The sequence below is a fragment of the Kitasatospora cheerisanensis KCTC 2395 genome, assembly GCF_000696185.1.
Taxonomy (GTDB): domain Bacteria; phylum Actinomycetota; class Actinomycetes; order Streptomycetales; family Streptomycetaceae; genus Kitasatospora; species Kitasatospora cheerisanensis.
On the sequence record NZ_KK853997.1, the window covers coordinates 5,817,066 to 5,831,438 of the forward strand.

General features: G+C 72.9%; 12 protein-coding genes and 1 pseudogene. 7 read left to right on the forward strand and 6 right to left on the reverse strand.

Features of this window, described 5'->3' with window-relative positions; all coding sequences use genetic code 11:
- Positions 1 to 27: 27 nt before the first annotated feature.
- Positions 28 to 1,161, reverse strand: a complete 1,134-nt coding sequence (tal, locus tag KCH_RS26265; protein WP_035867054.1) for a transaldolase — start codon at positions 1,159 to 1,161, stop codon at positions 28 to 30.
- Between the two features lie 98 nt (positions 1,162 to 1,259).
- The gene (gene tkt / locus KCH_RS26270; RefSeq protein WP_035867056.1) at positions 1,260 to 3,356 is read right to left on the reverse strand and encodes a transketolase; all 2,097 of its coding nucleotides are present in this window, start codon (positions 3,354 to 3,356) and stop codon (positions 1,260 to 1,262) included.
- 401 nt (positions 3,357 to 3,757) lie between these two features.
- Here tkt and KCH_RS26275 point away from each other — a divergent pair, with 401 nt between their 5' ends.
- Positions 3,758 to 4,699, forward strand: a complete 942-nt coding sequence (locus KCH_RS26275) for a heme o synthase (RefSeq protein ID WP_035873795.1) — start codon at positions 3,758 to 3,760, stop codon at positions 4,697 to 4,699.
- 26 nt (positions 4,700 to 4,725) lie between these two features.
- Here the strand turns inward: KCH_RS26275 and KCH_RS26280 are convergent, their stop codons facing one another.
- Positions 4,726 to 5,370: a DUF2461 domain-containing protein gene (locus KCH_RS26280; RefSeq protein WP_035867059.1), complete on the reverse strand. Its 645-nt coding sequence runs from the start codon at positions 5,368 to 5,370 to the stop codon at positions 4,726 to 4,728.
- 138 nt (positions 5,371 to 5,508) lie between these two features.
- Between KCH_RS26280 and KCH_RS37835 the strand changes: the two genes are divergently transcribed.
- From KCH_RS37835 to KCH_RS26295, 3 genes are read left to right on the forward strand one after another with little or no spacing between them, the layout of a single operon-like run.
- Positions 5,509 to 6,099 carry a chorismate pyruvate-lyase family protein gene (locus tag KCH_RS37835; RefSeq protein ID WP_051653468.1) on the forward strand — a complete coding sequence of 197 codons (591 nt, stop codon included), beginning with the start codon at positions 5,509 to 5,511 and terminating at the stop codon, positions 6,097 to 6,099.
- Positions 6,096 to 7,337: an FAD-dependent monooxygenase gene (locus tag KCH_RS26290; RefSeq protein ID WP_035867060.1), complete on the forward strand. Its 1,242-nt coding sequence runs from the start codon at positions 6,096 to 6,098 to the stop codon at positions 7,335 to 7,337. Before KCH_RS37835 ends, KCH_RS26290 begins: the two co-directional genes overlap by 4 nt.
- A gap of 9 nt (positions 7,338 to 7,346) precedes the next feature.
- Positions 7,347 to 7,679, forward strand: coding sequence for a hypothetical protein (locus tag KCH_RS26295; RefSeq protein ID WP_035867061.1), 333 nt, complete (start codon positions 7,347 to 7,349; stop codon positions 7,677 to 7,679).
- Between the two features lie 84 nt (positions 7,680 to 7,763).
- Here KCH_RS26295 and KCH_RS26300 read toward each other — a convergent pair whose 3' ends face one another.
- Entirely contained in the window at positions 7,764 to 8,822 is a 1,059-nt protein-coding gene (locus KCH_RS26300; RefSeq protein ID WP_084223930.1) for a COX15/CtaA family protein, read from the reverse strand.
- A 106-nt stretch (positions 8,823 to 8,928) separates the two neighbouring features.
- Between KCH_RS26300 and KCH_RS26305 the strand changes: the two genes are divergently transcribed.
- Positions 8,929 to 10,224 carry a choice-of-anchor A family protein gene (locus KCH_RS26305; RefSeq protein ID WP_035867066.1) on the forward strand — a complete coding sequence of 432 codons (1,296 nt, stop codon included), beginning with the start codon at positions 8,929 to 8,931 and terminating at the stop codon, positions 10,222 to 10,224.
- A 56-nt stretch (positions 10,225 to 10,280) separates the two neighbouring features.
- Here KCH_RS26305 and KCH_RS26310 read toward each other — a convergent pair whose 3' ends face one another.
- Positions 10,281 to 11,051, reverse strand: a complete 771-nt coding sequence (locus KCH_RS26310) for an ABC transporter permease (protein ID WP_035867067.1) — start codon at positions 11,049 to 11,051, stop codon at positions 10,281 to 10,283.
- Positions 11,048 to 11,965: an ABC transporter ATP-binding protein gene (locus KCH_RS26315; protein ID WP_035867069.1), complete on the reverse strand. Its 918-nt coding sequence runs from the start codon at positions 11,963 to 11,965 to the stop codon at positions 11,048 to 11,050. Before KCH_RS26315 ends, KCH_RS26310 begins: the two co-directional genes overlap by 4 nt.
- 124 nt (positions 11,966 to 12,089) lie before the next feature.
- Between KCH_RS26315 and KCH_RS26320 the strand changes: the two are divergent.
- Positions 12,090 to 12,946 (forward strand): annotated as a pseudogene (locus KCH_RS26320) (helix-turn-helix transcriptional regulator).
- Positions 12,943 to 14,355, forward strand: coding sequence for a Fe-S cluster assembly protein SufB (sufB, locus tag KCH_RS26325; protein WP_035867071.1), 1,413 nt, complete (start codon positions 12,943 to 12,945; stop codon positions 14,353 to 14,355). The pseudogene KCH_RS26320 and the gene sufB overlap by 4 nt, the downstream one beginning before the upstream one ends.
- Positions 14,356 to 14,373 lie beyond the last annotated feature (18 nt).

The window sequence follows — 14,373 nt, forward strand, 5'->3', positions numbered from 1 at the left end:
TTCCGTGCGTCGGTTCCGTGAGCAGGATCAGTTGTCGCTGTGCGACTGGAGCGCGGCGGTGACGGTCTCCAGCAGCTCGGACCAGGAGGCCTCGAACTTCTGCACGCCCTCCTCCTCCAGCACCCGGACCACGTTGTCGTAGTCCACGCCGGCCGCGGCGACCGCGTCCAGCACGGCCTTGGCGTCCGCGTAGTTCGGGGTGATGGTGTCGCCGTCGACCACGCCGTGGTCGTCGGTGGCGTCCAGGGTGGCCTCGGGCATGGTGTTGACGGTGCCCGGGGCGACCAGCTCGGTCACGTACAGGGTGTCCGGCAGGCTCGGGTCCTTGACGCCGGTGGACGCCCACAGCGGGCGCTGCGGCTTGGCGCCGGCCGCCTCCAGGGCCTGCCAGCGGGCCGAGGCGGGCTTGCTGCCGTCGACCGAGCCGTAGACCTCCTCGTACGCCTGGTAGGCGAGGCGGGCGTTGGCGACGGCGGCCTTCGAGCGCAGTTCCTTGGCCTCGCCGCCGACGGCGTCCAGGCGCTTGTCGATCTCGGTGTCGACGCGGGAGACGAAGAAGGAGGCGACCGACTCGATCTGGGAGAGGTCCAGGCCGGCGGCCTTGGCCTGCTCCAGGCCGGTCAGGTGGGCGTCGATGACGGCCTTGTAGCGTTCCAGCGAGAAGATCAGCGTGACGTTGACGCTGATGCCCTTGGCGAGCACCGCGCTGATCGCGGGCAGGCCGGCCAGCGTCGCGGGGATCTTGATCAGCACGTTCGGGCGGTCGACCAGCCACCACAGCTGCTTGGCCTCGGCGACCGTCGCGGCGGTCTCGTGGGCCAGCCGCGGGTCGACCTCGATGGAGACCCGGCCGTCGCGGCCGTTGGAGGCGTCGTACACCGGGCGCAGCACGTCGGCGGCGTCGCGCACGTCCGAGGTGGTGATCATGCGGACGGCCTCGTCGGTGGTGACCTTGCGCACCGCGAGGTCCTCGAGCTGGGTGTTGTACGCCCCGTTGCCCGCGATGGCCTTCTGGAAGATGGTCGGGTTGGTGGTGACGCCGACGACGTGCTTCTCCTGCACCAGCTCGGCCAGGTTGCCGGAGTTCAGGCGCTCCCGGCTGAGGTCGTCCAGCCAGATGGCCACGCCTTCTTCGCTGAGGCGGTTCAATGCGTCGGTCATGGTGCTTCAGTCCCTCTTCTTCTTTTCGTACGTCTGCGGTGGAGTCCGGGGCCCGGCCCGGGGCAGTGCGGATACCCCGGACCGGGCGGGTCAGCGCGTCAGCGGGAGACGGCCTCGACCGTGCGCAGCGAGGCGCGGGCGGCGTTCGCGACGGCATCCGCGGTGATGCCGAACTCCTGGTACAGCACCTTGTAGTCGGCGGAGGCGCCGAAGTGCTCCAGGCTGATGATCCGGCCGGCGTCGCCGACCAGCTCGCGCCAGCCCTGGGCGATTCCCGCCTCGACCGAGACCCGGGCCCGGACGTTCGGCGGCAGCACGCTGTCGCGGTACGCCTGGTCCTGCTCGTGGAACCACTCCACCGACGGCATCGAGACGACCCGGGCCGGGGTGCCCTCGGCCTGCAGCGCCTCGCGGGCCTGCATGGCCAGCTGCACCTCGGAGCCGGTGCCGATCAGGATGACCTTGGGCTCGCCGCCCTCGGCCTCGGCCAGCACGTAGCCGCCCTTGGCCGCGCCCTCGGCGGAGCCGAACACCTCGCGGTCGAAGGTCGGCACGCCCTGGCGGGTCAGCACCAGGCCGACCGGGCCGGGGTGGCTGGTCTGCCGCTCCAGCACGGTGCGCCACACCACGGCGGTCTCGTTGGCGTCCGCCGGGCGGACCACGGCGAGGCCGGGGATGGCGCGCAGCGCGGCCAGGTGCTCGACCGGCTGGTGGGTCGGGCCGTCCTCGCCGAGGCCGATGGAGTCGTGCGTCCACACGTAGACCACGGGCAGCTTCATCAGCGCGGCGAGCCGGACCGCGGGGCGCATGTAGTCGGAGAACACCAGGAAGGTGCCGCCGTAGATGCGGGTGCGGCCGTGCAGGGCGATGCCGTTCATCACGGAGCCCATGGCGTGCTCGCGGATGCCGTAGTGGATGGTGCGGCCGTACGGCGAGGCGCTCTTGAGCGGGTTGCCCTCCGGCAGGAAGGAGGACTCCTCGTCGATGGTGGTGAGGTTGGACTCGGCGAGGTCCGCGGAGCCGCCCCACAGTTCGGGGACCAGCTTGCCGACGGCCTTCAGGGTGTCGCCGGAGGCCTTGCGGGTGGCGACGTCCTTGCCGGCCGGGAAGACCGGGAGGGCCTTCTCCCAGCCGTCGGGCAGCTCGCCGATCTGGATCCGGTCGTACTCGGCGGCGCGCTGCGGGTTGGCGGCGCGCCAGTCGCGCAGCTGCTCCTCCCAGGCGGTGCGGGCGGCCTGGCCGCGCTGCACGACCTCGCGGGCGTGCGCGACGACCTCGTCGGTCACCTCGAAGGTCTTCTGCGGGTCGAAGCCCAGCACCTTCTTGGTGGCGGCGATCTCGGCGTCGCCGAGGGCCGAGCCGTGCGCCTTGGCGGTGTCCTGGGCGTTCGGCGCGGGCCAGGCGATGATGGTGCGCATCGCGATGATCGACGGCTTGCCGGTCTCGGCCTTGGCGGCGGCGAGCGCGGCGGCCAGCGCCGGGACGTCGATGTCGCCGTCCGCCTTCGGGGAGACCCGCTGGACGTGCCAGCCGTAGGCCTCGTAGCGGGCCAGCACGTCCTCGGAGAACGCGGTGGCGGTGTCGCCCTCGATGGAGATGTGGTTGTCGTCGTACAGCGCGACCAGGTTGCCGAGCTTCTGGTGGCCGGCCAGCGAGGACGCCTCGGCGGAGATGCCCTCCTGGAGGTCGCCGTCGGAGACGATCGCCCAGATGGTGTGGTCGAACGGCGAGGTGCCGGCCGGCGCGTCCGGGTCGAACAGGCCGCGCTCGTAGCGGGCGGCCATGGCCATGCCGATGGCGTTGCCGACACCCTGGCCGAGCGGGCCGGTGGTGGTCTCGACGCCGGCGGTGTGGCCGTGCTCGGGGTGGCCGGGTGTGCGGCTGCCCGCGACCCGGAAGGCCTTCAGGTCGTCCAGCGACAGTCCGTAACCGGACAGGAACAGCTGGGTGTACAGCGTGAGAGAGGTGTGCCCCGGCGAGAGCACGAAGCGGTCGCGGCCGACCCAGGTCGGGTCGGTCGGGTCGTGGCGCAGGAAGCGCTGGAAGATGAGGTACGCAGCGGGGGCCAACGACATGGCGGTGCCGGGGTGCCCGTTCCCCACCTTCTGCACGGCGTCCATGGCCAGGACCCGGGCCGTGTCCACGGCCCGCTGGTCCAACTCGCTCCACTCGAATACGTTCGGCGTCGTGCTCACCCTGACTCAGGGCTCCTTCCGATTTTGTGAAGTGTGACCCCGTGAAGGGGACCGGTCGGCCACGCCGTTGTGGTTGGTGCGCCGATCACGGAGGGTTGATCCCGCTTCTCTGTGCGAGCCTACCGTTTGCGGGGCCCCTCACCCTGCGTGCCGGGCAACGTGGACCGGCGGCGTCGCATTCCCCTGGCGTGCCGTCAACTGCCCTGTCCTACCCTCACCCGTCTAGGGAGGGTTCGCGCGTCCGAGGGGCAAGACGCGAGCACCTGCGGCTCGCCGGGGGACCCCGGGGCGGATCGGGAGATATGGAACGTCTATGGTTGCGTGGTACGCGCAGCGCGGACGGTGGGCACCCTGCGGGTCTCCGGGACGCCTGTGGAAGTTCATCGACTGTTGAGGTGTCCGTGACCGCCGTCGAATCCCGCCCCGCCGGGGTGGTGGGGACGAGGACCGCGCCCCGGCCGCTCGGGGCCCGCGTCGGGGCCTTCGTCGCCCTCACCAAACCCCGGATCATCGAGCTGCTGCTGATCTCCACGGTGCCGGTGATGTTCCTGGCCCAGGACGGCGTGCCGAACCTGTGGCGGGTCCTCGCGGTGGTGGTCGGCGGCTACCTGTCGGCGGGCGGCGCCAACGCGCTCAACATGTACATCGACCGCGACATCGACGCGGTGATGTCCCGCACCGAGCGGCGCCCGATCGTCACCGGCATGGTCTCCCCGCGCGAAGCCGTGGTCTTCGGCATCACGCTGGCCGTGGTCTCCACGGTCTGGCTCGGCGTCCTGGTCAACTGGCTGTCGTCGGCGCTCGCGCTGGCCGCGCTGCTGTTCTACGTCTTCGTGTACACGCTGGGCCTGAAGCGGCGCACCGCGCAGAACGTCGTCTGGGGCGGCATCGCCGGCTGCATGCCGGTGTTCGTCGGCTGGGCGTCCGTCACCAACTCGCTGTCCTGGTCGGCGGTGCTGCTGTTCCTGGTGGTGTTCTTCTGGACGCCGCCGCACACCTGGGTGCTGTCGATGAAGGTCCGCGACGACTACACCCGGGCCGGCGTGCCGATGCTGCCGGTGATCCGCGGCAACATCGGGGTGGCCAAGCAGGTCGTGGCCTACTCCTGGGTGATGGTGGCGACCTCGCTGCTGCTGTGGCCGGTCGCGCACACCAGTTGGCTGTACCCGGCCACCGCGGTCGTGCTCGGCGCGCTGTGGATGAAGGAGGCGTACGCGCTCCAGTCGCGCGCCAAGGCCGGCATCGTGGGCGCCAAGCTCAAGGAGATGCGGCTGTTCCACTGGTCGATCACCTACCTGACGCTGCTGTTCCTCGAAGTCGCGATCGACCCGTTCATCGGCTGACCCGGCCTCTCGACACCCCCTCGGCCTCAGCGCGGCGCAAGCCCGCTGGGGCCGACGTGGTTCTCCAGCCAGGCGTGCAGCGGCGCCGCCGCGTGCAGGAACTCCACCACCCGGTCGCAGGCCCCGGCGGTGCCCAGCCACGGGGCGGGCTCCCACTGCTGCCAGGCGATCAGGCCCTTGTGGCGCAGCAGCTCGATCCGCGGGTGGTCCTTCGGGTATCCGCGCGGCGCGGTCTTCAGGCTGTCCCGGCCGACCACCTCCGGCCCGGCGCCGCGCACGGCCGCCACCACCCGCTCCAGCTCGGCGCCCGTCACGTCCTCGGCGACCGCGGTCCGGTAGGCCGCCAGCTGGTCGCTCGCCAGATGGTAGTAGCCCAGCCCGCAGGCCAGCCCGTCGGCGGACAGCTGCACGTAGCCGCCGGACTCCAGGACCGCGCCGATGTGCGTCTTGTAGGGCGACTTGTCGGCGGAGAACCGGACGTCCCGGTGGGGCCGGAAGATCTTTCCCGGCCCGAACTCGGGCTCCAGCCGGGCCAGCAGCGCCTCCATCGGGGCGCGCACCTGCTCCTCGTAGCGGGCGCGGTGCTCCGTCCAGAAGGTCCTGGAGTTGTCGGCCTCCAGGTGCTCGTAGAACTCCAGGGCCTCGGCCGGCCAGCCACGGAAATCGTTCACGAGGGCCAGTATTCACGCTGCGGGGGCGCGGGCCGCGCGGCTTTGCCCGCGCATGGGGTGACGTTTCGTCAGCGGAAACAGTTCTCCAGTAGGGTCGGCCACCGCCGTGATCCTGTCGTCATCTTTTCGGGGGAACCGATGCCGCTGCCGTCCGTCGTCGTGTCCGGACACCTGTTCCGGGCCCGGGAGCCCGCCGAACTCGCCTGCCGGGTCGGCGCCTTCGCCGCCGCGCCCACCCGGCTCCTGCTGGCCTCGGACGGCCTCACTACCACCCTGCTGTCCGCCTGGACCGGCGGCCCGGTGCGGGTCGGGGGAGCGGAGCACCGGCGGGTGGCCGCCGTCGGCGCGCCCACCGGGGCCGCCGTGCTGCTGCGGGCCGGCGCGGACGAGGAGCTGATCGTCCGCCGCTCGGTGCTCACCGGGCCGGACGGCGCAGAGCTGTCGCGCAACGTGGTGGTCGCCCGGCCCGGGCTGTCCGCCGCCGCCGAGGAGTGCCTGACCGACCCCGACGCGCCGATCGGCGCCGCCCTGCGGGCCGCCGGTACCGCCCACCGGCGCACCGTGCTGGACGCCGGCGTGCGCGACTGGGACGGCGCGGACGCCGCCTACAAGACCTACCTGATGTGGCACGGGCAGCAGCCGCTGGCCGCCGTCACCGAGACCTTCGACCCCGCCGTGGTGCCCGCCGCACCCGCCGCCGCACTGCTCGCCGCCGGAGGCAGCCGATGACCCCCCGCACCACCACCGTTGCGATCGTCGGCGCCGGGCCGGCCGGCCTGGTCCTCGCCCACGTGCTGCACCGGGCCGGGATCGCCGTCACCGTCCACGAGCGGCAGTCCCGGGCCGCCGTCGAGAGCGCCGCCCGGGCCGGGGTGCTGGAGCACCGGGTGGTGGAGTACCTGCGGGCGCTCGGCCTGGCCGACCGGCTGACCGCCGAGGGCGAGCGGCACGGCCGGTGCGAGATCACCTGCCTGGGCGAGAACGTGCTGGTCGACTACGGCGTGCTGTCCGGCGGCGTCCGGCACTGGGTGTACCCGCAGCAGCTGCTGCTGCGCGACCTGATCGCCGGGTACGAGCGGGACGGCGGCGCGATCGCCTTCGAGCGGCCGGTGCGGTCCGTCACCGCGGACGCCGACGGCCGCCCGGTGCTGGACACCGCCGACGGCCCGCTGCGCGCCGAGTACGCGATCGGCTGCGACGGCGCGCACAGCGTGGTCGCCGCCGCCTTCCCCGACGGCGACACCGGGCCCGGGCGGCGCTACCCGTACGACTGGCTGACGGTGCTGGCCCGGATCTCCCGGCCGGTCGAGCAGATCCGCTACGCGGTGCACGCCGACGGGTTCGCCGGAATGATGCCGCGCACCGCCGACGTCGGGCGCTTCTACCTGGAGGTGCCCGCCGACGAGGACCCGGCCGGCTGGGACGAGCGGCGGATCCGCGCCGAACTCGGACGCCGGCTGGAGCTCGGCGGCGAGGACCCGGCCCTCGGCGCGCTGCTGGAGACCGGCATGCTGCGGATGCGCGGCCGGGTCGCCCACCGGATGCGGGCCGGCCGGCTGCTGCTGGCCGGGGACGCCGCGCACACCGTCACCCCGTCCGGCGCCAAGGGCCTCAACTCGGCCGTCGCCGACGCCGCCGACCTGGCCGCCTGCCTGCTCGCCGAGCTGCTGGACGGCGACCCCACCGGCCTGGACGGCTACCAGCGGCGCCGGCTGGACGCCGCCTGGCAGACCCAGGAGTTCTCCGACCAGCTGCTCGACCTGCTCCACCTGCCCGCCGGGCTGCCGCCCGCGCAGCGGGAGTTCGCGCTGCGGCTGCGCCTGGAGCGGATCCGGCGGATCGCCGCCCCCGGACCGGAGGGCGCCGCCTTCGCGCTGGCCTACGCCGGGGCCGGCGAGCTGCCGCTGCCCGCCATGTGGCCGTCGGCACAGGGCGCCGCCGTCGCCACCGGCGCTACCGGTCGGTAGCATGCGGGCATGACCAGCGCAGAGACCGCCACCACCGCCGCGCCGGACGCCCGCGTCGAGCGCCGCGCCAAGCGCATTGCCAAGCACCTCACCAGCTTCGCCGCGCAGCACGGCGGCAGCGCGGACGGGGTCGTCGAGTACGTCGGCCGCACCGCCACCCGGATCGTCGTGGTCGGCGCCGACGGCACCTGGGGCGACCAGGTCGCCCCGACCTACGCGATCGGCCGCCGGGCCGCCGAACTCGCCGGGCTCACCCTGCACGACGACTTCGAGGGCGAGCTGGGCCTGAAGGTGAAGACCGGCCCGTACGAGTGGAAGCGCATGGCGGGCATCCAGATCTGACCGCCGGCCGGCCGGCAGCACGAAGAGGAGCGCGGACGATCCGTCCGCGCTCCTCTTCGCTGCGTTCCGGGGTCCGGCGCCCGCTCAGGCGACCAGTTCGGCGTCCGGGGCGGTGGCCTGGGCCGGGATGCCGGAGCGGCTGCGCAGCGCCAGCGGGACGCGCAGCGCGGCGCCCCAGATCACGGCCGCGCCCAGCATGTGCAGGCCGACCATGATCTCCGGGGCGTCCGTGAAGTACTGGACGAAGCCGAGCACGCCCTGCAGCAGCAGCAGGCCGAACAGCTCGTACACCCGGGCGCGGGCCGCCGCCGGGGCCTTCACGGCGGCGAACACCAGCACCGCGGCCAGCGTCAGGCCGACCGACAGGAACACCAGGTCGGCGTGGGCCTGGGTGAGGCGGTCGTAGTCCATGGTGATCCGGGGGGTGCCGGCCGAGCCGGGGTGGTGGCCCGCGCCGGTGACCAGGGTGCCGACCAGGGCGAGCGCGCCGATCGAGGCCACCAGCACCTGCGCGAAGCGGTGGATCGCCGGGGCGACCAGCAGCCGCGGCTCGCCGTCGCCCTCCTTGGACCGCTCCCAGCCGAGCACCGCCGTCCACACCAGGCCCAGCGCGGCGACCATGTGCAGGCCGACCACGTACGGGTTGAGGTGGGTCAGCACCGTGATGCCGCCGATCACCGCGTTCGACATCACCAGCCAGAACTGCGCCCAGCCGAGCCGGGTCAGCGAGTGCCGCCACGGCTTGGAGCAGCGGGCGGCCAGGATGAACCAGCCGACCGCGGCGGACAGCACGTAGGTGAGCATCCGGTTGGTGAACTCGATGACGCCGTGGATGCCCATCGCGGGCGTCGGGGTCACGCTGCCGTCGGTGCAGGTCGGCCAGGTGGTGCAGCCGAGGCCGGAGTCGGTCAGCCGGACGGCGCCGCCGGTGACCACGATCACCACGCTCATCACCACGGCGGCCATGGCCGCCCGGCGGACGTGCTGGGGGCTCGGATGCCAGCGCTCGGCGAGGAGGGAGAACGGGTTGGTCACCGGACCATGGTAGGCGGGCTTTACACGGCGCCCTGCCGACGGTCCGGTGGTGCGGGCGTTTCGGGGGACACGCGGACAAAACGGCTGCTTTCGAGCGTGTCCGGTCATTGGTCTTGACCTCTTCACCGAATGGCCGAAAGAGTGCGCTTTGGTCCATACCTTTCACAGCTTGGGCTCATCTCTCCTGCCCGCACCCACCCGCGGAGTCCTGCACATGCGCACGTCCATATCCGCTGCCACCGTGGCGCTCGGTGGCTCCCTCGCCCTCGCGGCCCTGGTCGTCCCGACCGCGGCCGCCGCCCCCGGTGAGGGCACCTGCTTCAACCTCGGCGTCGCCGGCAAGTACGGCGAGTTCATCGAGGGCGACGACACTCACAGCCCGGACGCCGAGGGCGCGGTCGCGGTCGGCGGGAACGCCGATTTCAGCCACGGCGGCTTCACCGTCGGCAACGAGCTCACCGCCGCCGAGGTGGCCGCCCTGCCCGGCGGCAACGCCCTGGTGGTCGGCGGCAACCTGATCCAGAACGGCGCCCACGTCCAGGTGATGAAGGGCAAGGGCGTGGTGGCCGGCCAGGTGATCGGCGGCGGCCAGCTGGAGGGCGTCACCAAGGGCCCCAGCCCGATCGACTTCGCCGCCGAGTTCGCCAAGCTGCGCACGCTCTCCACCGAACTGGCGAAGACCGCGGGCGCCGCCCCCACCGTGGACGGCAACCGGCTGACCTTCACCGGCGGCGACGCCAGGGCCAACTTCTTCACGGTGTCGGCGGACACCCTGCAGAAGGCCGCCGAGATCTACCTGAAGGTCCCGGCCGGCTCCTCCACCGTGATCACCGTCACCGGCGGCGGCTACGACCAGACCAAGGCCCCCACCAGCGGCTTCCTGATCTGGGACAACGCCAAGAAGGCGTACGTGCTGGACGACAAGCTGCAGTCCGCGGACGGCGGCGCCGAGCGCGCCAGGTTGCTGTGGAACTTCCCCACCGCCACCAGGATCGTCAAGCACAGCGGCAACGCCTGGCCGGGCAGCATCCTGGCCCCGAACGCGGCGTTCGACCTGGGCAAGGGCGGCCCGGTGAACGGCTCGGTGTGGGCGAAGTCGCTGACCGGCAGCGGCGGCGCCGAGACCCACCACTACCCGTTCTCGGGCTGCCTGCCCGGCACCACCGTGCCGCCGACCTCGCCCTCGCCGACGCCGTCGACCGGCACCGGCGGCTCGCCGGGCCCGTCGCCGTCGGGCAGCGCCACGACCCCCGGCGGCGGCACCGGGTCGCCCGCCCCGAGCGGCTCGGGCAGCCCGGCGCCGAGCGGGCCGGCCGGCGTGAGCCCCGCGCCGTCCGCGAGCCACGGCGGCGGCAGCGGCGGCTCCGGCGGCTCGGGCGGGGGCGGCGGGCTGGCGTTCACCGGCGCCGAGGGCCTGGTGCCGCTGAGCATCGGCGGCGCGCTGGTGCTCGCCGCGGGCGGCGGGATCGTCTGGGCGGCGCGCCGCAGGAAGGCCGGCGCCTCCTCCTGACCGCGGGCAGCGGAAGGCCCCGGGGACGGCCGTCCCCGGGGGCCCTCGCGTGCGGGCTACTCCCAGCGGAAGAAGCGGGCGGCGGCGGCCAGGCCGAGCACCGACCAGACGGCGAGGATGCCGAGGTCCGCCCACGGCGTGCCGTGGCCCAGTTGCAGGACCGAGCGCAGGCCGTCGGAGAGCGCCGAGATCGGCAGCAGCTCCAGCACCGGGCGCACCGCGTCCGGGAACTTCGACAGCGGGACGACCACGCCGCCGGCCAGCAGCAGGAGTATGAACACCAGGTTCGCGCCGGCCAGCGTGGCCTCCGCGCGCAGGGTGCCCGCCATCAGCAGGCCGAGGCCGGAGAACGCGGCGGTGCCGAGCACCAGCAGGAGCAGCACCGCCAGCGGGTTGCCGTGCGGCGACCAGCCGAGGCCCAGCGCGATCGCGGACAGCAGCAGCACCTGGAGCAGCTCGGTGACCAGCACGCAGCCGGTCTTCGCGGTGAGCAGCGCCCAGCGCGGCAGCGGAGTCGCGCCCAGGCGCTTGAGGACGCCGTAGCGGCGCTCGAAACCGGTGGCGATGGCCTGGCCGGTGAAGGCGGTGGACATCACGGCGAGCGCCAGCAGGCCGGGGGCGAGGAAGTCGACCCGCTTGCCGGGGCCGTCCACGGCGACCACGTCGACGGCGGAGAACAGCACCAGCAGCACGGTCGGGATGACCACGGTGAGCAGCAGCTGCTCGCCGTTGCGCAGCAGCATCCTGGTCTCCAGGGCGGTCTGCGCGAGCAGCATCCGGCCGACCGGGGCGGCGCCCGGGCGGGGGGTGAGGTCGGTGGCGGTCATCGCAGTTCCCGTCCGGTCAGGTCGAGGAAGACGTCTTCGAGGCTGCGGCGCTGCACCGCGAGCTTGTCGGGCATCACCCCGGCGTCGGCGCACCAGCCGGTGACGGCGGCGAGCAGGGCGGCGTCCAGGGCGGCCTCGACCCGGTAGGAGCCGGGGGCGGCCTCGGTGACCGAGGCCGCGTCGGGGAGCACCTTGCGCAGGCCGGCCAGGTCGAGCCCGGCGGGGCCGTCGAAGCGCAGCTGGGCGTCGGAGCCGCGCAGCTCGTCGGGGGAGCCCTGGGCGATCACCCGGCCGCGGTCGACGATCGCGACGTCGTCGGCGAGCTGCTCGGCCTCGTCCATCTGGTGCGTGGTGAGGACGACGGTGACGCCGGCGGCGCGCAGTTCGGAGACCAGCTCCCAGGTGGCGCGGCGGGCCTGCGGGTCGAGGCCGGCGGTGGGCTCGTCCAGGAAGACCAGTTCGGGGCGGCCGACCACGGCCATGGCGAGCGCGAGGCGCTGCTGCTGGCCGCCGGAGAGCCGGCGGTAGGGGGTGCGGCCGCAGGAGTCCAGGCCGAGGCGCTCGGCGAGCGGGCCGACCGGCAGCGGGTCCGCGTACAGCGCGGCGGTGTGGCGGAGCATTTCGAGGGCGCGCGCACCGGCGTACACGCCGCCGGACTGGAGCATCACGCCGATCCGCGGCCTGAGCCGGCCGGCCTGCGCCACCGGGTCCAGGCCGAGGACCCGGACGGTGCCCGCGTCGGGGCGGCGGTAGCCCTCGCAGGTCTCGATCGTGGTGGTCTTGCCCGCGCCGTTGGGGCCGAGCACCGCGGTGACGGAGCCGCGCGCGATGGCCAGGTCCAGGCCGTCCACGGCGGTCTTGTCGCCGTACCGCTTGACCAGTCCGGTCACCTCGACGGCGGGGTCTGCATGCATACCGGCGAGTGTAGGAGCAGCTCACGCCGTCTTTCAGGTAAGGCTTGCCTTCCGTGACGGAAGCCACCGGTGAGACCCGGGTCACGGCTTGTTTCCTGTCGCCGAATTACGCAACAATCGTGTTGTGAAAAACTTTCGCGAGCGCGCCGCCCAGCCGAAGGAGCCCGAGGCTCCCGGCTGCGACGTGCCCGCGACGGCGGCGGAGGCGCTCTCCGAGGGCCACCGGGCGACCCGGGAGCGGGTCGCGCGTTCGATCCTCGACCACGGGCCGTCCTCGGCCGCCGACCTGGCCAGCCGCCTCGGCCTGACGGCCGCCGCGGTGCGCCGCCACCTGGACGGCCTGGCCGCCGCCGGGCTGGTCGAGTCCCGCGAGCAGCGGGTCTACGGCAGCCGCGGCCGGGGCCGCCCGGCCAAGGTGTTCGCCCTGACCGACGGCGGCCGGGACGCCTTCCACCAGGCCTACGACCAGCTCGCCGCCGACGCGCTGCGCTGGATCTCGGAGGCCGCCGGCGGCGGCGAGGCGGGCGAGCAGGCGGTCGCCGCCTTCGCCCGGGCCCGGCTGGCCGCGCAGGGCCGGAAGTACCAGGGCGCGGTCGAGCAGGCCGACGCCCAGCAGCGCGCCGAGGCACTCGCCCGGGCCCTGAGCGCCGACGGGTACGCTGCCACGGTGCGGCGGGTCCCGACCGCCGGCGCGGCCCCGCCGCCCCGGCCGGCGCGCAGCTCTGCCAGCACCACTGCCCGGTCGCGCACATCGCCGAGCAGTTCCCGCAGCTCTGCGAGGCGGAGACCGAGGTCTTCTCGCAGCTCCTCGGCACCCATGTGCAACGGCTGGCCACCATCGCCCACGGCGACGGGGTCTGCACCACGTATGTGCCGGCATCCGGTGCCGCACCGTCGTCCTCGCGGACGCCCGGTGCCGTGCCGGCTGCCGGTACGTCCCCCAACGAAACCGGCTCCACCGCGCGGAGGAACCTCGCATGACTGACATCGCACACCCCGAGCTCGAAGGCCTCGGCACGTACGAGTACGGCTGGGCCGACTCGGACGCGGCCGGTGCCGCCGCCAAGCGCGGCCTGAGCGAAGAGGTCGTCCGCGACATCTCGTCGAAGAAGAACGAGTCCGAGTGGATGCTGAACCTCCGGCTCAAGGGCCTGAAGCTGTTCGGCAAGAAGCCCATGCCGACCTGGGGCTCCGACCTGTCGGGCATCGACTTCGACAACATCAAGTACTTCGTGCGCTCCACCGAGAAGCAGGCCGAGTCCTGGGAGGACCTGCCCGCCGACATCAAGGCCACGTACGACAAGCTGGGCATCCCGGAGGCGGAGAAGCAGCGCCTGGTCGCCGGCGTCGCCGCCCAGTACGAGTCCGAGGTCGTCTACCACCAGATCCGCGAGGACCTGGAGGAGCAGGGCGTCATCTTCCTGGACACCGACACCGCGCTGCGCGAGCACCCGGAGCTGTTCAAGGAGTACTTCGGCACCGTCATCCCGGCCGGCGACAACAAGTTCGCCGCCCTGAACACCGCGGTGTGGTCCGGCGGCTCGTTCATCTACGTGCCGAAGGGCGTGCACGTGGACATCCCGCTGCAGGCCTACTTCCGGATCAACACCGAGAACATGGGCCAGTTCGAGCGGACGCTGATCATCGTCGACGAGGACGCCTACGTCCACTACGTCGAGGGCTGCACCGCGCCGATCTACTCCTCGGACTCGCTGCACTCCGCGGTGGTCGAGATCATCGTCAAGAAGGGCGGCCGCTGCCGCTACACGACCATCCAGAACTGGTCGAACAACGTCTACAACCTGGTCACCAAGCGCGCCGTGGCGTACGAGGGCGCGACCATGGAGTGGGTCGACGGCAACATCGGCTCCAAGGTCACCATGAAGTACCCGGCCGTCTACCTGATGGGCGAGCACGCCAAGGGCGAGACGCTGTCGATCGCGTTCGCGGGCGAGGGCCAGCACCAGGACGCCGGCGCGAAGATGGTCCACATGGCGCCGAACACCTCGTCGCACATCGTCTCCAAGTCGGTGGCCCGCGGCGGCGGCCGCACCTCCTACCGCGGCCTGATCGAGATCGGCGAGGGCTCGCACGGCGCCAAGTCGAACGTGCTGTGCGACGCGCTGCTGGTCGACACCGTCTCCCGCTCGGACACCTACCCGTACGTGGACGTCCGCGAGGACGACGTGTCGATGGGCCACGAGGCGACCGTCTCCAAGGTCTCCGAGGACCAGCTCTTCTACCTGATGAGCCGCGGCCTGAGCGAGACCGAGGCGATGGCGATGATCGTCCGCGGCTTCGTCGAGCCGATCGCGCGCGAGCTGCCGATGGAGTACGCGCTGGAGCTGAACCGGCTGATCGAGCTGCAGATGGAGGGCGCGGTCGGCTGACGCGCCGTCAGCACCCGC